Source organism: Singulisphaera sp. GP187, from assembly GCF_900129635.1.
In the GTDB taxonomy this organism is placed as follows: domain Bacteria; phylum Planctomycetota; class Planctomycetia; order Isosphaerales; family Isosphaeraceae; genus Singulisphaera.
The window spans coordinates 2,533,610-2,553,095 of the sequence record NZ_FSRB01000002.1; the positions used below are offsets into that span (position 1 = coordinate 2,533,610).

The 19,486-nt window shown below is 61.4% G+C and carries 16 protein-coding genes; 14 read left to right on the forward strand and 2 right to left on the reverse strand.

The genetic code is table 11. The features are described 5' to 3' along the window. Nucleotides 1-66 precede the first annotated feature (66 nt). The 7 genes from BUS42_RS34220 (at nucleotide 67) to BUS42_RS34250 (ending at nucleotide 10,333) form a co-directional block, all read left to right on the forward strand. Nucleotides 67-1,548: a protein-tyrosine phosphatase family protein gene (locus BUS42_RS34220; protein ID WP_074314621.1), complete on the forward strand. Its 1,482-nt coding sequence runs from the start codon at nucleotides 67-69 to the stop codon at nucleotides 1,546-1,548. Beyond that, nucleotides 1,545-2,831: an aminotransferase-like domain-containing protein gene (locus tag BUS42_RS34225; protein WP_074314623.1), complete on the forward strand. Its 1,287-nt coding sequence runs from the start codon at nucleotides 1,545-1,547 to the stop codon at nucleotides 2,829-2,831. Before BUS42_RS34220 ends, BUS42_RS34225 begins: the two co-directional genes overlap by 4 nt. 77 nt (nucleotides 2,832-2,908) lie before the next feature. Further along, nucleotides 2,909-4,120 carry an LptF/LptG family permease gene (locus BUS42_RS34230; RefSeq protein WP_254053977.1) on the forward strand — a complete coding sequence of 404 codons (1,212 nt, stop codon included), beginning with the start codon at nucleotides 2,909-2,911 and terminating at the stop codon, nucleotides 4,118-4,120. 50 nt (nucleotides 4,121-4,170) lie between these two features. Continuing rightward, nucleotides 4,171-5,337 (forward strand): LptF/LptG family permease, encoded by a 1,167-nt coding sequence (locus BUS42_RS34235; RefSeq protein WP_074314627.1) that lies wholly within the window; start codon nucleotides 4,171-4,173, stop codon nucleotides 5,335-5,337. 203 nt (nucleotides 5,338-5,540) lie between these two features. After that, the gene (locus tag BUS42_RS34240) at nucleotides 5,541-6,536 is read left to right on the forward strand and encodes a DUF3500 domain-containing protein (RefSeq protein ID WP_074314629.1); all 996 of its coding nucleotides are present in this window, start codon (nucleotides 5,541-5,543) and stop codon (nucleotides 6,534-6,536) included. Between the two features lie 361 nt (nucleotides 6,537-6,897). Beyond that, entirely contained in the window at nucleotides 6,898-8,814 is a 1,917-nt protein-coding gene (locus BUS42_RS34245) for a 30S ribosomal protein S1 (protein WP_074314631.1), read from the forward strand. 682 nt (nucleotides 8,815-9,496) lie between these two features. After that, nucleotides 9,497-10,333 carry a sigma-70 family RNA polymerase sigma factor gene (locus BUS42_RS34250; RefSeq protein ID WP_074314633.1) on the forward strand — a complete coding sequence of 279 codons (837 nt, stop codon included), beginning with the start codon at nucleotides 9,497-9,499 and terminating at the stop codon, nucleotides 10,331-10,333. 28 nt (nucleotides 10,334-10,361) lie between these two features. Here the strand turns inward: BUS42_RS34250 and BUS42_RS34255 are convergent, their stop codons facing one another. Beyond that, the gene (locus BUS42_RS34255) at nucleotides 10,362-11,111 is read right to left on the reverse strand and encodes a PEP-CTERM sorting domain-containing protein (RefSeq protein WP_074314635.1); all 750 of its coding nucleotides are present in this window, start codon (nucleotides 11,109-11,111) and stop codon (nucleotides 10,362-10,364) included. A gap of 874 nt (nucleotides 11,112-11,985) precedes the next feature. Here BUS42_RS34255 and BUS42_RS34265 point away from each other — a divergent pair. From BUS42_RS34265 to BUS42_RS34295, 7 genes are all read left to right on the forward strand, one after another. Further along, nucleotides 11,986-12,837: an alpha/beta fold hydrolase gene (locus BUS42_RS34265; protein WP_074314639.1), complete on the forward strand. Its 852-nt coding sequence runs from the start codon at nucleotides 11,986-11,988 to the stop codon at nucleotides 12,835-12,837. A 21-nt stretch (nucleotides 12,838-12,858) separates the two neighbouring features. Beyond that, on the forward strand, nucleotides 12,859-14,589 hold the full coding sequence (gene polX / locus BUS42_RS34270) for a DNA polymerase/3'-5' exonuclease PolX (RefSeq protein ID WP_074314641.1): 1,731 nt from the start codon (nucleotides 12,859-12,861) through the stop codon (nucleotides 14,587-14,589). Nucleotides 14,590-14,857: 268 nt separating this feature from the next. Then, entirely contained in the window at nucleotides 14,858-15,328 is a 471-nt protein-coding gene (locus BUS42_RS34275; RefSeq protein ID WP_074314643.1) for a DUF2203 domain-containing protein, read from the forward strand. 204 nt (nucleotides 15,329-15,532) lie between these two features. Then, nucleotides 15,533-16,222 carry a (d)CMP kinase gene (gene cmk, locus BUS42_RS34280; protein WP_074314645.1) on the forward strand — a complete coding sequence of 230 codons (690 nt, stop codon included), beginning with the start codon at nucleotides 15,533-15,535 and terminating at the stop codon, nucleotides 16,220-16,222. Further along, entirely contained in the window at nucleotides 16,219-16,956 is a 738-nt protein-coding gene (locus tag BUS42_RS34285; RefSeq protein ID WP_074314647.1) for a lysophospholipid acyltransferase family protein, read from the forward strand. Before cmk ends, BUS42_RS34285 begins: the two co-directional genes overlap by 4 nt. A gap of 159 nt (nucleotides 16,957-17,115) precedes the next feature. Next, on the forward strand, nucleotides 17,116-17,508 hold the full coding sequence (locus BUS42_RS34290; RefSeq protein ID WP_074314649.1) for a hypothetical protein: 393 nt from the start codon (nucleotides 17,116-17,118) through the stop codon (nucleotides 17,506-17,508). 33 nt (nucleotides 17,509-17,541) lie between these two features. Beyond that, complete coding sequence (locus BUS42_RS34295; protein ID WP_074314651.1) at nucleotides 17,542-18,492, forward strand: SDR family NAD(P)-dependent oxidoreductase; 951 nt, start codon at nucleotides 17,542-17,544, stop codon at nucleotides 18,490-18,492. A 47-nt stretch (nucleotides 18,493-18,539) separates the two neighbouring features. On the opposite strand, the gene BUS42_RS34300 is transcribed toward BUS42_RS34295, so the two are convergent. Continuing rightward, the gene (locus BUS42_RS34300) at nucleotides 18,540-19,358 is read right to left on the reverse strand and encodes a zinc metalloprotease (RefSeq protein WP_074314653.1); all 819 of its coding nucleotides are present in this window, start codon (nucleotides 19,356-19,358) and stop codon (nucleotides 18,540-18,542) included. Between the last annotated feature and the right edge of the window lie 128 nt (nucleotides 19,359-19,486).

Below are 19,486 nucleotides of genomic sequence, written 5' to 3' on the forward strand. Positions count from 1 at the left end.
CCAAGCCCCTCGCTCCCGGAGCGTCGTTCAGGATCATCGTACTTCAAACACCCGAGAGGACTCCGGATGTCGGAATCGACGACTCCCGCGAAGCGAACGATTCGAGCAAGAATCGGGCCTTGGCTGATCCTTGCCTTCGTCGCCGTCATGGCAGTCTGGCATGCCGTGGATTTTCCGGACGACCTCGACTCGGAATTCCCTCGGGTCCAACGACCGACATTCAGCCGCCGCCCCCCGCCCGCGTATCGGCTTGCGGAACCGGGTGATACGCTCGACCGGGCCGCGATCTATCTCTCCGCCGCCGCGGTCGTCCTTTCCTTCGCCGGGGCCTGGTTCGCTCGGGAACGAGCCGGACTCTGGATCGCATCCCTGGCGCTCTCGGGAGTGGCCCTCTGGCACGCGTCGACTCCGGGGCCGACGTTCGATGGCTGGCATGGGATGGGCTGGAGGGAAATCTTTGATCCCTTGGCGCCTCCCTCCCTACGAATCGCGCTGGCGACAACGGCGATCGCCCTCGGTCTCGTGGTCGTGATCTCCCTGCTCCGTCAGCGCTCCGAGTGGGCCGCGCTCGTCACGCGAGGGCGAGCCGCCGGAGTCCTCGGCCTGCTCGCCACCGCCTTGGTTCTGGTCCTCTTGCGTCAAGTCGAGATCCCCGGGGTCGAGCCGGTGGGCTACTGGCCCCGTTGGTCGTTTCTCCTCGGGTTGGTCGCATTCAACCTGGCGCTTCTGAAAGCGTTGCCGACGGCCCCTGCCCCGTCTCGCATCCGCGTTGCCACCACCTTGGGCGTGAGTTCGCTGGCTTGGTTCGCACTGGTCGTGGGCGGGGTCGGCTTGACCTGGTATCATCGCCCGCTTTCCCGATTGCGAACCGTCGTGCCAGGGAAGATCTACATCTCGGCGATGCCGACCAAGCGTGGCTTGGAGGTTGCGCAACAGCGGCACCACTTCAAGACGATCATCAACCTCTTTCCCGAGGACACCGCGCTCCGAAGTCCGATCCTCCCCGACGAGTTGCAATTCGCCAAAGACCATGGCATTCAGTACGTCGGCAGCCCCTCGGATGAAATGAGCTCGAACCGGTTCCTTGACGAGACCCTGGCGCTCGCCCAAGACCCGAACGCCTGGCCGATCCTGGTTCATTGCCATGGTTGCATGGATCGAACTCCCGCCTGGATGGGGATCTATCGGTTCATCGTGCAGGGGAAGCCGCTGAACGAGATTCTCACCGAGATCGAAGGGCATCGTGGTTACCGACCGAAGGCTTCGGTGACCTTGCTCTATAACCGGGTTCTCCCCCCCCGTGCGCCTGAGCGGTACGCCGCCGACCCCACGGCCAAGATCCTGAAAGAAGCGGCGAAGGGAACGGTTGATCCCGCGTTGCAAGGTCCGGGTCCACGACGACGCGCGAACCCGGAGGCCGAGCCTCGTGTCTCGCGTCGCATGGGCCCGCAGGCCCATCAACCGAACTTGACACCCTCACGCCGATCGCTAGAGTACCAGAAGACCCTCGGCGATCCGCACCTTCACAAACCGGCCTCCTTATCATGACCTCCCCGACGCAGTTGAGCGTGGTCTCGCAGCGGACCAGTGTGCCCGCAATCAGCACCCTGATGCACTTGGCCTTGGCGACCCCCGGCCTGATCTCCCTGGCCGCCGGCTTTGTCGATCAGCAAAGCCTGCCCGTGGAGTTGGCCGCCGAGGAAATCACTGCGATTCTGGCGGATGCGCGGGAAGGGCGACGGGCGTTACAGTACGGTACGACGATTGGCGACCATCGGCTGCGCGAGCGGCTCATCGACCTGCTCGAACAGGATGAACGGGTCGCGAGCGGCACGTACCAAGCGTGCGTGGCCCGGACGATCGTGACGACCGGTTCCCAGCAATTGCTCTATTTGATCTCCGAGGCGCTGCTGGATCCGGGTGACATCGTCCTGGTCGAGTCCCCGACCTACTTCGTCTATCTCGGGGTCCTGGAAACCCGGGGCGTTCGCGTCGTCGGGGTCGACATCGACGAAGGCGGACTTCGGCTCGATGCACTCGAGGCGACGTTGGCGGACCTCGAATCGCAAGGTCTGCTCAACCGCGTCAAGCTGATCTACACCATTTCCGAGCACTCGAACCCCTCGGGAATCAGTCTGGCCGCGGACCGACGTCAGCCGCTCGTCGCGCTCGCCCAGAAATGGTCCAAACATCAAACGGTTTTCATTCTTGAAGACTCCGCATATCGTGGCTTGACCTTCGACGGCGTCGAACCGCCCAGCGTCTGGAGTTACGATCCGGCCGGCGAGACGGTGATCCTGGCGCGGACGTTTAGCAAGACGTTCAGCCCGGGCTTCAAGACGGGTTACGGAATCCTGCCGGCGGTGCTTCTCGAACCGGTCCACCGGTTGAAGGGTAACCACGATTTCGGCTCGGGCAACTTCGCGCAGGTCGTGCTCGAGCGGGCGATCGGGAGCGGCGGATATCAACGCCACGTTGCGAAGTTGGTCGCGCTCTATCGCCGGAAACGAGACGTGATGCTTGCGTCGTTGCAAGAGTCATTCGGCGACGGGGAAGGCGCGGTGCAATGGACCCATCCTCGGGGTGGGCTTTACGTCTGGCTGTCGGTCCCTAAGGATGTCGACACGGGTCCGGCGGGCCTATTCTTCTCGAGGTGTCTGGAACGCGGGGTTCTCTACGTGCCCGGGACGTACGCCTATGCGGACGAGACCGGCTCGGCGCCGAGGAATCACGCTCGACTCTGTTTCGGAGTGCCGAGCGAGCCCGAGCTCGTTGAGGGAGCCAGACGCCTTGCGCTGGCGCTGACGGATTGTCTTAACCCGGTCGCCTGAGCGGACGAGCGGCCGAACGATTCGGCCGCGAGGCGATGTGTGGGGTTCGACTGCGGCAAGGATGCTGGGGGAACGCCGTGTTTGGAATCCTACAGCGCTATGTAATGGGGGAGGTGCTCCGCGCCTTCGCCCTCGCTCTGCTGACCGTCACCTCCATCATCGTCCTCTTCATGGTGATGATCGAGGCCTCCAATATGGGCCTCTCGCCCACCGAGATCGTTCACCTGGTCCCGTACATGGTGCCGGGTAGCCTGCTCTATACGATCCCGGTTTCGCTCCTGTTTTCGGTGACCGTCGTCTACGGCCGGCTTGCCTCCGACAACGAAATCGTCGCCATCAAGACCGCCGGGCTGAGCACGCTCTTCGTGCTTCGCCCCGCGATTTATCTTGGGTTCGGCCTGAGTATTATTCTCCTCTACCTGTCCTACGGGCCGATCCCGATGGCCAACCATAAGGCGAAGCAGATCATCCTTGCCGATATGGAAGAGGCGTTCTACAAGGTATTGAAAAAGGAGCGGCAGTTCGACAAGGCGGAATGGCCATTCATGATCATCGTACGCGATGTCGAGGGGAAAACGATGCTCGATGCGACCTTCAAGCATCGCACGGGCGTGGTGGGTCAAGGAACCCCCAGAAGTTTCGATACGATCGTCCAGGCCAAAAAGGCTCGGATTCACTTCGACATGACGAAGCATCAAGCCCAGGTCTATCTCGACGAAGCCGAAATCAACAATCCGAGTAAAGACGTCTCGCTGATTAATAACCAGATCCTGCCGTTCGACCTTCCCGCCGAGCGCCGCGCACTCAATCAGAAACGAATCCAGGAACAGACCACGCCCGAGATGATCAAGGACCAGGTGAATTTCCTGGAACTGATGCAGAAGGAACGGAAGCGTTGGGCGATGTCCGCCTCGCTCGGCATCGGCATGGGGTTGCTGGATCGCGTCCAGTGGAAGAGTGTCGAGGTCTCGTTCCGGGATTATGGAAACTGGGAGATGCAGTGGCGAGCCTTGGAGACGGAGAAGCACCAACGGATCGCGATGTCTTGCGGCAGTCTCTTCTTCGTCCTGCTGGGCGCTCCGGTGGGGATTATCTTCGCAAGGCGCGACTTTCTGAGTGCGTTCATCTCCTGCTTTGTACCGATCATCATTCTCTACTACCCCTTGATTCTGCTCGGGACCAACATGGGCAAGGATGACATTCTCCCACCGGTTGTTGCGCTCTGGCTCGGCAATACCGTCCTGGGCGTTCTGTCCGGCTTCGTGCTGCCCTCGGTCATGAAACATTGATAACCCGCCAGGACTGAGCGGGTGAACTTCGCCCAGAAGGAATGCCGACGATGCGGATCCTCGATCGCGAGCGTTACTGGGCTTTTCTCAAAGCCTATGTGATTTGTTTCGTTGCGCTGGTCGGACTTTACATCGTCATCGACGCATTTTCCAACCTCGACGAGTTCGCCAAACGCGCCGATGGGGTGACCGAGTTCTTCAAGGTTATGGGCTGGTACTATCTCATTCACATGAGCCAGTTCTACGACCGACTCTGCGGCGTCATCGGCATGATGGCCGCAATTTTCACGGTCACCTGGATGCAGAAGAACAATGAGTTACTCGCGATGCTCGCCGCCGGCATCAGCACTCAGCGCGTCATTCGTCCCGTCTGGGTCTCGACCATTGCGGTGAGCTTGCTCGCTGTCTTCAATCAAGAAGTCATCATGCCTCGGTATGCGGCCGAGATCCAGCGGTCGCACGACGATGACGGCACGCTCAAGGTTCTGGTCCCCAGTCGTTATGACGGTAACAAAGTGGTGATTCACGGTCGCGAGGCCGATCGCAGGTCGAAGACCCTTCTGCCCTGCAACATCACGGTTCCGGCCAACATCCTCGGTGCGATCATTGAGATCGAGGCGAAGCAAGCGCGCTATGTTCCCCTGGAGCACCCCACGGCCCCACTGACCGGCGGTTGGTTGCTTCGTGGCTCGCGACTGATCACGCCGGTCGACGAGAAGGTCTTCGCCGACAAAGAGGCGCTGCTGGTTAAAGTTGAGGATCTCAAGGGGTTCCCGCCCCTCTACGGCGACAAAACCAGCTTGTCGGGCGACTCGTATTTCTTGCGGAGCACCCTCGACTTCGACTCGGTCGCGCGGAGCCGTGATTGGTACCACTATGCGACGACGCCCGATCTGATCCAGAGCCTCTCCGACCACTCGAACGACAAGGCCGAGAAAGTCACGATCGCGGTCTTTCTCCACTCCCGCCTCCTTCGGCCACTCCAAAGTCTCAACCTGATGATGCTCAGCCTGCCGCTGGTCCTTGGCGGGTTCGGCCGCAACATGTTCGTGAACCTCGGGCTTTCGCTCGGGACATCGGCCATGTTCTATGGCGTCTGCTTCCTGTCGACTTATCTCGGCGATCACTCGGTCATCGATCCTGAGCTCGCCGCCTGGGCCCCGTTGATCGGCTTTGGGAGCATCGCCGTGGCCCGCTGGGGCTCGATCCGCACCTGACCGGCGGGGCCCGCCGCGGACTCGATGCCAAAGAATATTTAACAACGCACAGAGCAGAGCGTTGCCAACCTCTGAGTGCACGGGTTAGGATCAGGCCAATTCAACCGTCGCTTCGTGGCGCGAGCGATCCGCTCCCCCGGACGGACCCGGTGGGCGTGGTCACTGAGCGTCACCTTTTTTTCTTTCCAAAAAGGGGCCTCTCCATGTCCGTGCAACCCAAGTTGGATTGTCCCGACTGCGAGGACGGCGTCTCTCGCCGCGATTTCGTTCGGAAAATGACCGGGCTCGCCGTGGCGGGAAGTCTGCTTCCGCTCGCCACGGGGAGTCGGCGGGCCTTCGCCGCCCCCACCGCGAAGAGCACCGCCGAGACCGCGGTCAAGCGGTTCTACGACTCACTCTCCGACACTCAGCGCAACGAGATCTGCTTCCCCTTCGATCACAAGCTCCGCCATAACATCAGTGCCAACTGGCCGATCACCAAGGCCAAGATTGATGACTACTCGAAGGACCAGCAGGTCATCCTGGACGAGATCTTCCGGGGCGTCACTAGCCCCGATGGCTACGACCGATTCCAGAAGCAGATGGATGACGATTCGGGCGGCTTCTCCGAGTATCACGTCGCGGTCTTCGGCACCCCTGGATCCGGTCAGTTCGAGTGGGAGATGACGGGTCGGCACCTCACGATTCGGGCGGACGGGGATAGCGTGGCCAATGCCGCCTTCGGTGGCCCCATCGTCTACGGCCATGGCGCGGGGGACGGCAAAAAAGGGCTGCCCGGCAACGTCTTCTACTATCAGACGTTGAAGGCGAACGAGGTGTTCAACGCCCTCGACGGCAAACAGCGAAAAGCGGCTTTGCTGGGCAAGGCTCCCAAGGAAACTGACGTGCTCGTGCAAGGCGGCTCCGGATCCTTCCCCGGGCTCTCGGTCGGCGACCTTTCGAGCGACCAGAAGGAGCTCGTGGAGTCGGTCCTCAAGGTGATCCTGGCTCCCTACCGCGAAGAAGACGTCAACGAAGCACTCACGCTCCAGAAGGAAGGCGGCGGACTCGACGCCCTCCACATGGCCTTCTACCAGGCCGAGGATCTGGGCAACGACCAGGTCTGGGATATCTGGCGAATCGAGAGCCCGACGGTCGTCTGTCACTTCCGAGGCGCCCCTCACGTGCATGCTTACATCAACATCGCCAAGAAGGCCTGAGCCTTTCCGCGATCCGCCGGTTGCACTGAGCCCCTTCTCCCTCCACTCTCGAGGGGGAAGGGGTTCGTGTTTTACCAGCCCGTTGCGACCGATCTCGGTCGATCGTAAATGGCGTCAGGATTGTTGTTTTTGCCAGGGGTCCTACTATAATGACTCTTTGCGTCACCTCACTCCTTGCGTTGAGGGGTGGGTCTATTTCCCGTTACCTCCACACCTAACAACGGGACAGGCTATCGGCTTGATCGTCAGACGATCCGGGCCGGTCGAGGTCGACAGACCTCGACGGGATCGTTATCAACCCGACGGCTTGTTTCAAACCCCGTTGCATCCTGCAATGGGGATGGGATCGAAACGAACGAACATGGTAGATCGCAACCTGCTCCGCGAATTTGAAGTCAGCGATGATGAACTCGCCGCCATTGTGGCTGGCGGCGATGGCACAGTCGATCTCGACCAATTCCTCAGCAATGGGCAGAGCTTCGAGGTCGGTGGAATTGTTTCGGGCAAGGTGATCGAGATCGTCGGCGACCAGGTGGTGGTCGACGTCGGTTACAAGTCGGAAGGCCTTGTTCCGCTGAACGAGTGGGAAGACGAGCCGCCGCCCCAGCCGGGCGAGAGCGTCGAGGTCTTGCTCGAGGGGATGGAGGACGAGACCGGCGAGATCGTCCTCTCCCGCAAGAAAGCGCACCGGATGCGTGCCTGGGAGATGGTCATCTCCAAGTACCACGAAGGCGACGTGGTCAAAGGCAAGGTGACCCGCAAGATCAAGGGCGGTCTGCTCGTCGACATCGGCGTCAACGTCTTTCTGCCGGCCAGTCAGGTCGACATTCGGCGCCCGTCCGATATTGCGGATTACATCGATTCCGACATCGAGTGCATGATCCTCAAGATCGACGAGGGGCGACGTAATATCGTTGTCAGCCGTCGCAAGCTCATCGAGATCACCCGTGAGCAGCAGAAGAAGCAGCTCCTGGCGGAGATCGAGCCGGGGCAGGTTCGCCTGGGAACGGTCAAGAATATCGCCGACTTCGGCGCGTTCGTCGACCTTGGCGGAATCGACGGCTTGCTGCATATCACCGACATGAGTTGGGGCCGCATCAACCACCCCAGCGATATGGTCAAGATCGACGATCAGATCGAAGTGATGGTTCTGCACGTCGACAAGGATCGCGAGAAGATCGCGCTGGGGTTGAAGCAGAAGTCGGCCAGCCCTTGGGAGAACGTCGCCGACAAGTACCCGGTTGGCACTCGCGTGATGGGCGATGTCGTCAACGTGATGAGCTACGGGGCGTTCGTGAAGCTCGAAGAGGGCATCGAAGGCCTGGTGCACATCTCGGAGATGAGCTGGACCAAGCGGATCAACCACCCGAGCGAGCTCGTCCAGATCGGCGACAAGATCGAGGTTGTCGTGCTGGGCATCAACAAGGAGAAACAGGAAATCTCCTTGGGGATGAAGCAGACGCAGACCAACCCCTGGGATCAGGTGGCCGGCAAGTACCCGCCCGGCACGATGATCGAAGGGACCGTCCGCAACCTCACCAACTACGGGGCGTTCATCGAGATCGAGGAAGGCATCGACGGCCTCCTGCATATCTCCGACATGAGCTGGACCCGCAAGATCGGTCACCCCAACGAACTGCTCGAGAAGGGCCAGCGGATTTCCTGCCAGGTCCTCAACGTCGACCAGGAACGCAAGCGGATCGCCCTCGGGCTCAAGCAGCTTCGCGATGATCCCTGGGAAACCGACATCCCCAATCGGTACGAGCCGAACGACGTGGTCACAGGCAAGGTCACGAAACTCACCAACTTCGGTGTCTTCGTCGAGCTCGAGCCTGGACTCGAAGGTCTCTTGCACATCTCCGAACTGGCTGACCACAAGGTCGACAGCCCCGAAGAAGTCGTCAAGGTCGGCGACGACATCGAGGTCAAGATCCTCCGCGTCGATCGCGGCGAACGGAAGATCGGCCTGTCCCGGAAGAAGGCGCACTGGACCAAGGGAGACGAAGAGGGCGAGGAAGCCGAAGCGGCCGCCGCCACGACGGCCGGAATCGCCAAGCCCGAATCCAAGGACCAGAAAGAACTCAAGGGCGGCCTAGGCGGCGGCGGCCCGCTCTTCTCGATGGGGGGAGCCACGACTGAGGAAGGGGAAACTCCCAACGTCGCGGAAGAATCGGCTTCAGCGGGCGCGGAAACCGCGCTCACCCCACTGGTGGAACCCGCGACCAACAAGGAAGCGACCGCCCCAGGAGAGCCGAGCGAAAACGAACAGGCGTCCTGATTTCCAAGACCCGCGCCCCTCGAGCGAACTCGACGGGCGCGGGTTTTTTCGTTGAGATTGAATCCGCACGTCCCAGAACGATCGCCCTTACCAGCCCTTCTCCCCCTTGGTTCGTGCATTCGGCACTCGCCAACTCCGCACCATTCCACACACCGATTTCCTTGTTCCCAGGATCCATCGTGCTTCGCCTTGAAGCTCGACCCGTCCCACGCCCCCTCGTCGGCCCACCCCACCTTATCTCTTGCCCAGGCCCATCTCTCTCACTATTCGCCAGAACACTCACGATACGCAATTCCCCAAAATGCCCTAAACTTCCAAAACCTATCAAGTTCTCCGAAAGTCAATCCGATAACCTCAGTAAGACCGTGAGTCAGGGCGGGAATGGCGCACTAGGGAGACTGCCGAGTTTGGCAGACTCAGTGAACCTGGGCTGACCATTTCCGGATCAAACGCTCATGGGCAAGCGAAGGGTAAGGCGGCCGTTAAGGTTCGGCGGGAGGCCGATGGCCTGTTCGGTGGACGCCTGGACCCGTTTTGGTGTGCGGTCCGAGGAAGTCAGCGTGGTGGCGCAGGCGAAGAGGCGAGCGCAACCACGCGATGCCGTTACTCCTCGGTTCGGACCTTGGACCGTTCTCCCCGACCAACTGCGGACCCAGTCACGACCGACCCAACGAGGATCTTCATGGCCCGTATTCGCCGTCTCCGCCGCGACACGGTTCAGAGCCCCCTGGAGACGTATCTCCGGGAGATTAACGAAATGGCGCTCTTGAACGCAGATGAAGAGAAGATGCTCGCGCATCGGATTGCAGAGGGCGATAATAGCGCCAGAGACCGGATGGTCCGTGCCAATTTACGGCTGGTCGTGAATATCGCCCGGGGCTATGTGGGCAAAGGACTCGCGCTTCAGGACCTGATTGAGGAAGGCAACATCGGCCTCCTCCGCGCCGTGGAGGGTTTCGACCCGGGCGTGGGAACTCGTTTCAGCACCTATGCGAGTTACTGGATCAAGCAATCGATCAAGCGTGCCCTGGTCAACACGGCCAAACCGATCCGCATCCCCGCCTACATGGTGGAGTTGCTGTTCAAATGGCGTCGGATGGCGGCCGACTTGCAGGACTCGCTCAAACGAGCGCCCACGGTTGAGGAAATCGCCAAGGCCCTCGACCTTCCCAAGAAGAAGCTGGCGATCGTCAAGAAGGCGATCAAGGTTTACAACCTGGTGCCCCAGACCGATCAGCCCGAGAACGGCTGGAGCCTGGGCGAGATGCTGATGGACGAGCGCACCCGGCCTCCTGACGTGGAGATGGTCGAAGCCGACAACCTCAGGCTCGTCATGCATCGGCTCGGAGAGATGGACAAGCGCGAGGCCACCGTGCTCCGGATGCGCTTCGGGCTCAACGACGCACCGCCCAAGACTCTGAAGGAGATCGGTGAGTCGCTCGGCTTGACGCGTGAGCGGGTCCGGCAGATCGAAAACGAAGCGCTCGGCAAGCTCTCGGCCACATTCGCGGCCGATTGAACATCAAACCGCGGCGGATCGATCGCGATCAATGCACGGAGTGTTCGTCCGCCGCGGGACGATAGTCAGGGATGAACGTGGCATGTCGACGTCGATGACGATAGACGATCAGCCCGAAGCCACCGGCCAAGAACACCACAAATGTGGTCGGCTCGGGCACGGTGGTCGGCACTGGCGATTGATAACCCAGGGTATTGCTGGAATCGATCTTGGTCGTGAAGCTCCGGGAGAAGCTGCCGTCGAATGTGCCCTCGCCCCCGGAATGGAATTCCATATAGACCGAGGGGCCGAACGTCCGAGCGAGTTCTCCCCCCGTCACCTTGAGATCGAGGTTGAACGAGGCCGGCGCCCCGGTCTTGGCGCCGAAGGCGGTGGGAGTCGCTTGGAGCAAAAGGCCCTGAAACGTCTTACCGTCGACGACTACGGTTCCATAGAGCGAGTACGAATTGCCGGGGTCGCTGACCAATCGACCATTGGGATCGAGCTTCAGGTTGATCACCTGACTTCTCATCCCGTCCGCGTTCGGTTGGACCACCACTTCATTCGCGGTCGAAGGGCCGGTCGACAGCAGGAACGGTGTGTTGGTGACTTGCAGCGTCCCCGTCTGGGTCGACGGGTGATACGTATACTGCTGCGTGCCCGTTATCGCGCCGGCGAGGTCGGGGTAGGCTCGCCCCCCGGGCGATTGAATCAGCTCGGCGGAGACTTCGGCACCCAGGCCGACCACGAGGACGAGGGGCAGGCCGGCCCTGGCAAAGAGGCTGCGCATCCGTTGCATGGGACCTCCCTCACTGACAGACGCCGCGTGTGCATGTCCCGATCAACACGACTCAATCGCGATCGGTGACGGCACCCCTCCAAAAAAGGGGCGCACGATCCACTACGGCTAGAGCATCTCACCTCAAGAACCGGGCTTTGTGCGCGGGGAGCGAGTCGAAGGGAGGGCCACGGCGTGAGGCGCGATGCCGTTCGGAATCCTTCCGATGTCGAACCCAACTCCTTTTGGCAACGGTCTCGGCTCTTGCTCCGGAAAAAGAGCCACTGATGTTCGCTTTGCCGATCGTATCAACCTTGAACGACCGACGGGGAGCTAAATCAACCTACCGCAGCGTGAACAACCCTGTCAATCCGCAAGCCATGATTTTCCGCACCCTCCCCTCCGCGGCCTCCGTCCCCCGATCCAAAGCGCTACGGCTTCCATTGACTCGACCGGTTCAGAGGCCCAAGACGCGGGTCGATCCGAATCTCCGTTTCGAAATCGCACGCCACAACGCCGGCAAGATGAGTGCCCCGCGAACTTCGGGATCCCTCGTTCTTCCGCGCGAGGAACTAATGCAAATCCGAGACCGGGCGATTATCCTTTAAGATCGGCTTTCGACACGCTCGAAGCGTCGATCGAATCGGCGCTGACTGGCGAGGTGCTCGATGAACCCGTATCAGCCATCACCTTGCTTATAAAAAGTTGTCATGACATGATGGCATTTCAAGGAAAACGATGATTAGCTGACGGGTAAACATGAAACGAGGGAGTCCGCGGTTTTTGTTCGGGCGGAAATCCCGGTCGAATCGACAACATCCGCTTGGGCCGAGTCCGTGGCTTCTCGCGCGGGATCGGCGATCACCACAGTCGGGAAACCTATAGGTCGGTACTGATGCCCTATTTCGAGCACGACGGATTACAGTTTCATTATCGCTCCGAAGGCGAAGGGGTTCCCGTCGTCTGGCAGCACGGCCTCGGTAGCGACGTCGATCAGACCTTCGCGATCTTGGAACCCGGTTTAGAACACGAGCTTGCCGGATTTCAGTTCGTCGGCTTCGACGCCCGCGGACACGGCAAGACCCGACCGCTCGGGGACCCGAAAAAGATCGGCATTGCCGCGACCGCCGACGATCTCCGCGACTTTCTGGACGACCGAAAGATCGATCGCGCCGTGATCGGAGGCATCTCCATGGGGGCAGCGATCTCGCTCAATTTCGCCCTGCGTTACCCTGAGCGTGTGCTGGGACTCATCTTCTCGCGACCGGCCTGGCTCGACCGGCCGCTGCCTGAGAATCTCCGAATCTTCACGCATATCGCTCAATACATTCTAAAATATGGCTCGGCGAAGGGGCTTGAGGAATTCCGAAGGACGCCCGAATTCGAGAGCCTGGCTCGAGAATCACCCGACTGCGCCCAGGTCGTTGTCAACCACTTCGAATTTCCACGCGCTGAGGAGTGCGTGGTCCGACTCGAACGGATTCCTCACGACGCACCGTCGCACGATCGTAGCGAGTGGAAAGCCCTGAGTGTGCCAACCTTGGTGCTTGCGAACCGGCAAGACCCGATCCACCCCTGGGACTTTGCCGAGACTCTCGCCGAGGTCATCACCGGGGCGGAACTTCGTGAAGTGACCCCCAAGTCGGTCGACGTCGATCGTCACGCCGAAGACGTGCGCCGGCATGTCGGGACGTTCCTCTCGAACAACTTTGCCCTCAAGGTGAGGGATCGCCAAGCCTCGGCCTGACACCCTCGAGGTTATCAACCTATGGAAACTGCAAGAATTGCTCAGATTTTGAGTGAAATGGGAACCCTGCTCGAGGTCCGTGGCGAGAACCCGTTCCGCTGCCGGGCCTATCATAACGTCGCGCAAACGCTCAAGGGGCTCCCGTCCGACCTCTCGGATATGATCGCCGACGGCCGCCTGGCCGAAACGCCCGGCATCGGCGACACCATGTTCTCGAAGATCGTCCAGCTTGCCACGACGGGGCATCTTCCCGCCTACGAGGACCTCAGACGCGCCACGCCGCCGGGTCTCGTGGCCCTGCTCCGGGTGCCCGGCCTCGGCCCCAAGAAGATCAAGGTGCTCCACGACGAGCTCAAGATCGAGAGCCTGGCCGACCTCCGTGCGGCTGGTGAGGCGAAGCGGATCGCCCCGCTCAAAGGTTTCGGCGCCAAGACCGAGCAAAAAATCCTCGACGGGATCTCGTTCGTCGAATCGGTCGGTGATCGAATCCTCCAGAGCAAGGCGCGACGATTGGTCGCACCGATCCTCGATGTGGTCCGCCAGCATCCCCTCGTTCTGAGAGCCGAGATCTGCGGAAGCCTGCGGAGGCGCGCCGAGACGATCGGCGACCTCGATATCCTCTTCAGCGCCGAGGATCCGGTCCCGGTGCTCGATCATTTCGTCAAGCTTCCCGAAGTGGCCACCGTGCTCGCCCACGGACCGACCAAGGCGAGCGTTCGACTCGCTGACGGGGTCCAGTGCGATCTTCGCGGGGTGGCGGATCACCAATACCCGTTCGCACTTCATTATTTTACCGGTTCGAAGGAGCACAACATCGCCATCAGGCGGCGTGCTTTGGCCCACGGATACTCATTGAACGAGTACAGCCTGAGCGGCGAAAAGGGGTCGGTCGCCTGTCAGACCGAGGCCGATCTGTTCGCCGCTCTCGGCCTGGCTTACATCCCCCCGGAGTTGCGGGAGGATGTGGGCGAGATCGAGGCTGCGGAAAAGGGGCCACTCCCGCCGCTCGTGGAGCTAACCGACCTGGCCGGAACCTTCCACTGCCACACCGACTGGAGCGACGGGCAAGCCACGCTCGAGGAGATGGCCCAGGCGGCCCGATCGCTTGGGCTGACCTACCTTGGGATTGCCGACCACTCGCGCTCGGCCGGCTATGCGGGCGGCCTGAGCATTGAACGCGTCCGCCAGCAGTGGGCGGCGATCGACGCGCTGAATGAGACCTTTGGCGACTCGTTCCGCATCTTCAAAGGAACCGAGTGCGACATCCTCGCCGATGGATCGCTCGACTACCCCGATGAGATTCTCGATGGGTTCGACTACGTCGTGGCCAGCGTCCACTCGTTGTTCGGCATGCCGCGCGACGAGATGACCGCCCGAATTGTTCGAGCCACCTCGAATCCGAGAGTGACGATGCTCGGGCATCCGACCGGCCGCTTGCTGCTGGCACGCGACGCCTATGCCGTCGATATCGACGCGGTCATCGATGCCGCCGCCCAGGCAGGCACGATGATCGAAATCAACGCAAACCCGCACCGACTCGATCTCGACGCCATTCACTGCCGCCGCGCTAGAGCCAAAGGCGTGATGATCGTGGTGAACCCTGACGCCCATGCCACAGGTGGTTTGGCGGACCTCGATTTCGGGGTGGGGATTGCTCGGCGCGCGGGACTGGGTGCCGCGGACCTGTTCAATTCGCGCCCGTTGGCCGAGGTCGCCCAGGCCCTCGCCAAGCGTCGCAGTGCTCGGGTCTGATCGAGAATCACGACAACTGACGCCTTGGGACCCTTGCGGGGGGTCTTACCTGTCCTATAATTTTGAAGGATGAAGGATTCGAGAGGAAGCGATTGGTGTGGCGACGGATCCATGGTCGTCCACCCCCTATCGATACCGGGAAACTCAGTCACTCCGACCGAGTCCTGATTCACCTTGGGCCGGATGGCGAACGAACTGTTTGCCTTGCCGTGGCTGACTGACTTGCGTCTCTGAATCTCATCGCCTTCTTATTCTTTAGGATCTCGTCATGGCCCCTCCCAAGCCAGCAGAGACGAAACGCCGCTATTTCAGTGTTGAAGAGGCGAACAAGACCCTTCCGCTCGTCCGGGCGATTGTCACCGACATCGTTCGACAGTGGCACGCCGTCAATGATTTGAAACAGCGGTTGTCAGCGGTCAAAAGCGAACGGAAACGCGCGTCGAGCGACCCCTACTCCGAGGAATTGGCGCAGAGCCAGGCGGAAATGGAAACCGAGGAGGAGCGGCTGGCCTCGTACATCGACGAGCTCACCAAGCTGGGCGTCGAGTTGAAGGGGCTGGACGGGCTCTGCGACTTCTACAGCATTATGGACGGCCGCGAAGTCTTTCTCTGCTGGCGCCTCGGCGAGCCTGAGGTGCTCCACTGGCACGAACTCAACGCCGGTGTCGCAGGCCGCAAGACTCTGGCCTCGCTGGCCGGAACCGGCTCCGGCTCGGGAGTGGGCAAACGACCCCACTGATCCGGTTCCCGGTTCGGTCCTTGCGATCGGCAGGATCCCCGTCCCAGGCTCGCGACTCTTCGTATCGCGAGCCTGGGTCTTTTTATGCGCCGACCGCAATCGTGTTTCGTTGGACCCAATCCGCTTCAGCGGATAGACTGCCAGGAGGTACGGTGATAGCCGGCCTTGGGCTGAGTTCCTTTGGCGAGTGAGGTTCGTTCCACGATGCGGCGGGTGATCACGATCGACGGGCCCGCGGGGGCAGGCAAGAGTACGGTCGCACGCCAGATCGCCGAGCGGTTAGCATGGCGCTTGCTCGATACGGGTGCCATGTATCGCGCGGCGACCGTCGCCGCACTGCGCGCGGGCACTCCTCTGGAAGACGATCAAGCGCTGGGAACGCTCGCGGCAAGCCTCTCCATTCGGCTCCCACCCGGGTCGGTCTTGCTCAACGGCGAGGACGTCAGCACCTTGGTGCGGACTATCGAGATTACCCGGGCCTCGCGGTTCCTGGCCGACAGCCCGAGTGTCCGACGCCAACTCGTCGCCTGGCAACGCGAATTTGCGACCGAGAACAACGTCGTCGCCGAAGGTCGCGACCAGGGGACAGTGGTCTTCCCCAACGCCTTTCGCAAGTTCTTCCTCACGGCCAGCCTCGAAGAACGAGCACGCCGCCGACATGCCGAATTCGAGGCCAAAGGGTCCGAGATCGCCTTGGAGGCTGTCGCTCGCGACCTCGAAGAACGAGACGCGCGCGATGCCGCTCGAGCCATTGCCCCGATGAAACCGGCCGTCGATGCCTGCGTGGTCGACACCACCGGGATGCGGCTCGACCACGTGATCGCGCAGATCGAGCAAGACGTTCGTTCCCGCCTGAGTCCTCAACCTCTCGTCGGAGAGGAGACCGCGCGATGACGAACGACACCGAGACGACCAAGGAAAAGGAAGCGCCTCCGACCGCCGATCGGTCGCGGCTGGCAATGGGCTGGTATCGCCTGGTTCAAGTCACGGTCGCCACCCTGCTCTCCTCGGTCAGCGGAATTCGGGTGAGTGGGCGAAACAACCTGCCCGAGCATGGCGGCGCGTTGCTCGTCTCGAACCACGTCAGCCATCTCGACGTCTTCATCCTGGGAATCCCCCTGCACCGTCCCCTCAACTATGTGGCGCGATCGACCCTGTTCCTCCCCCTGCTCGGGAGCTTCATTCGCTCGGTGGGCGGCTTTCCGATTCAGCGCGAGGGGATGGGCGTCCAAGGCCTGAAAGAGACTCTGCGGAGGATCAAAAAAGGGGGGATCGTCGTGCTCTTCCCCGAGGGGACGCGAAGTCGTGACGGCGAGCTTGGCGAGTTGAAGTCGGGGATCTCCGTTCTGGCTTCTCGCGCCCGCGTGGCGGTCGTCCCGGCCGGCATTGCCGGGACGTTCGAAGCCTGGCCCCGGTCGCGAGCGTTCCCTCTGCCCCACCCCGTCCGAATCCACTATGGTCCGCCGATCCTTCCCGAAGAACTCGAAGGACTTGATACCGAGGCTGTCACCGCGCTGATCCGAGGCCGTATCCTCGAGTGTCTCGACGTGGCCCGCGCCGGCCTGCAACGTGACTTGCAGAACGACCCGGAGAAAACTGCGGTTGGACGAATTGGCAAGTTGGGTTAAAGTCCCGACAGCTTGAGGGCCCGTCAATACGGATCCAACCACTTCTTGCGCCTGCAACCCGGTCGAATCACTCAAACGTCCGTCAGGTATTGGAGCCAATTTCCGATGCGCCGGAGGCGCATGGTTCCGAGGCTTTGATCGCGGCAAAGGAGTATCGCCATGCGACATGCCCGACTCTTCCAAGGAGGCCTCGGGGTCTTCTTACTCGGCTGGGTCCTGAGCCTGGTCGGTTGCACTCATAACCACTATTACGGACCAGGGGTCCCGGTTTGCGGGCCGACGCCGGTGGCGGTCCCGGCAACCATCTCGAATGGCGCGGTCTGCGAAGTCCCGACCCAGGTGCAGGTGGACGGTGGCAGCGTCGTCGCCCAGGGATCGGGGCGGTCGACGATCGTCAGCGGCGTCCCGGTCTACTCCGGAGCCACAGCCCCTCGCGTCGTCGTCAGTGAGCCGAGTTCCAGTCCGCGGTTCGGCCGTTGGCAACGCGCCAATCCGGAAATGGCCACGACTCGCGTGGAAGGGGCCTACAACGACAGCACGACCAATCGTTAAGGCCGTCCCCCCCCTTTAGGAATTGCGAACCGCATGGCACGTCGCCGCAATTGGAATGACGCTCGTTGTCTTGTCACCGGCGCCTCCTCGGGGCTCGGCTGCGCCATGGCCCAGCATCTGGTCCGCGCAGGGGCCCGAGTCGTTCTCACCGGTCGCTCGAGCACCAAGCTCGACGCCATCAAGAACGCTCTGGTGGAGTCAGGCGCCGATCCGCGATCGGTCCTCACTCAGGCCGCCGACCTGACCAAGGCTAGCGATCGCGCGCGCCTCGTGGAATTTACCACGGAACGACTGGGAGCACTGGACCTCGCCATCAACAGCGCGGGAGTGGGTGCGACGGGGCACTTTGAAACGCACGACCCCTCCGTCTTGCGTCAACTCTTCGAGATCAACGTCTTCGCACTCGCGGAATTGAGCCGATTGCTGCTTCCGGTTCTGGCCCAAGGGAATCGACCGTCTCTCATCAACGTCGGTTCAATCGTCGCCCGCCGAGGTTTGCCGGGCCGGGCCGAATACACGGCGAGCAAGTTCGCAGTGGCCGGATTCACGGAATCGATCCGTGCGGAATGGTCGAAATACGGGATCCACATCCTGCTGCTGAACCCAGGGTTCACGGCGACCGAATTCGAGCGCAACCTCATCATCGACACCGCCCGCTTCTCCGTCACCAAACAGCGGCGGATGACAGCCGATACCGTCGCGGACGCCGCCCTTCGCGCTGCCCTCGGTGGTCGCAACGAGCTGACGCTGACCACGGGAGGAAGGTTCCTGCTGCTCGCCAACCGCGTCATCCCTCGAATTATCGACTGGGGTTTCAAGTGCTGGACGCTCCACCTCTTTCCCGATGCTCCGATCCTCCAACGCCCCCCAACCCAATCCTCCCCTTCGCCCCGCGCCGAGGGAACTCCGTTTCCCAGTCGGCCCCATTCACGCCGGCCTGAACGCCAGGGCGAGTCGAAGCATCAACGTGCCTCAAGTGATTGAGCGCAGTTGAATTCCAAGATCCTATGAACCATTCTGGGGTCAGCCATTTAGTCCTGGGCCGCCCCCACCTCGTCACGCCGCCTGAGCGCGTCCTTACTCGCGTCGCCGGGAATTTCGGACAGCCAGGTCCAGAGCCGCCGGGCTTCGACTTTGTGGTCCTGCGATGTCGCTTCCTCCGCGTGCTCTCGCAGCGCATCAACCGTCAAGATCCCTTGAATCTTCAAGGCATGCCGCCGGGCGGTGGCCACTTCCTTGGCATTTAGCGAGGTGCCGGTGGTGCCCGAAGCGAGCAAATTCGTTCGATTCTGGCGGTGAGCGAGTCCCAAGGCATGCCCCAACTCGTGAGCCGTCACCCGGGGAATCGGCTCGTCGATCCCCCCCTCGACCGGGCGCAGCCCGGCCGTCTCCTGGACCATTGCGAAATCATCGTCCAGCCAGACGCCGTTTACTGAGAATTTGTGAATATAATAAACATCAAGTCCCGACAACAGCCGGGTTAGCTCGGGCACGAGCATCGAATAGTAATCGAGTGGAACCGATCCGTTGAGGTCGCGGACTAGCCGGAATTTCTTGGAGTTCGCCGCCGGCTCGCGAACGATGGATTCGAGGCCCCAGTGAATGCCGGCTTTGTTCCAAATCCCGTTCACTTTGCGGAGGATCCGCGCGAGATCCGCGTCGGTCAAGCGGCAGTCGATCTCAGGCAAGTCGGAGGCCGTCAGAACATGAAGGCGAAGCGGAATCACAAGGAAAGTATCGGATGCCGGCGGTTCCGTCACGTCGGGAGAGGGCCCCTGCTCACCGTAGCAAATCGAACTGGCGAGCAGACCACTGAGTGACAGAAAGGTTCGACGGCACACGTGGCTCATCTCGACGGCTCTCCTTTGGGAAATCTGAGCCGTCGATCATGACGGGGAACCGCTGACGACTCAAGCCCCTTCACGAACGGGACCATGGAGTGAGCCGGTCCAGTCTTCAATTGCCTGGGACGTAGTAT

Excerpts from the sequence above, each read along its gene's own strand:
- BUS42_RS34220 (WP_074314621.1), top strand. The coding sequence starts at position 67 with ATGTCGGAATCGACGACTCCCGCGAAGCGAACGATTCGAGCAAGAATC.
- BUS42_RS34265 (WP_074314639.1), top strand. The coding sequence starts at position 11,986 with ATGCCCTATTTCGAGCACGACGGATTACAGTTTCATTATCGCTCCGAA.
- BUS42_RS34300 (WP_074314653.1), bottom strand. The coding sequence starts at position 19,358 with ATGAGCCACGTGTGCCGTCGAACCTTTCTGTCACTCAGTGGTCTGCTC.
- BUS42_RS34285 (WP_074314647.1), top strand. The coding sequence starts at position 16,219 with ATGACGAACGACACCGAGACGACCAAGGAAAAGGAAGCGCCTCCGACC.
- BUS42_RS34245 (WP_074314631.1), top strand. The coding sequence starts at position 6,898 with ATGGTAGATCGCAACCTGCTCCGCGAATTTGAAGTCAGCGATGATGAA.
- BUS42_RS34290 (WP_074314649.1), top strand. The coding sequence starts at position 17,116 with ATGCGACATGCCCGACTCTTCCAAGGAGGCCTCGGGGTCTTCTTACTC.
- BUS42_RS34225 (WP_074314623.1), top strand. The coding sequence starts at position 1,545 with ATGACCTCCCCGACGCAGTTGAGCGTGGTCTCGCAGCGGACCAGTGTG.
- polX (WP_074314641.1), top strand. The coding sequence starts at position 12,859 with ATGGAAACTGCAAGAATTGCTCAGATTTTGAGTGAAATGGGAACCCTG.
- BUS42_RS34295 (WP_074314651.1), top strand. The coding sequence starts at position 17,542 with ATGGCACGTCGCCGCAATTGGAATGACGCTCGTTGTCTTGTCACCGGC.
- BUS42_RS34240 (WP_074314629.1), top strand. The coding sequence starts at position 5,541 with ATGTCCGTGCAACCCAAGTTGGATTGTCCCGACTGCGAGGACGGCGTC.
- BUS42_RS34250 (WP_074314633.1), top strand. The coding sequence starts at position 9,497 with ATGGCCCGTATTCGCCGTCTCCGCCGCGACACGGTTCAGAGCCCCCTG.
- BUS42_RS34235 (WP_074314627.1), top strand. The coding sequence starts at position 4,171 with ATGCGGATCCTCGATCGCGAGCGTTACTGGGCTTTTCTCAAAGCCTAT.
- cmk (WP_074314645.1), top strand. The coding sequence starts at position 15,533 with ATGCGGCGGGTGATCACGATCGACGGGCCCGCGGGGGCAGGCAAGAGT.
- BUS42_RS34275 (WP_074314643.1), top strand. The coding sequence starts at position 14,858 with ATGGCCCCTCCCAAGCCAGCAGAGACGAAACGCCGCTATTTCAGTGTT.
- BUS42_RS34255 (WP_074314635.1), bottom strand. The coding sequence starts at position 11,111 with ATGCAACGGATGCGCAGCCTCTTTGCCAGGGCCGGCCTGCCCCTCGTC.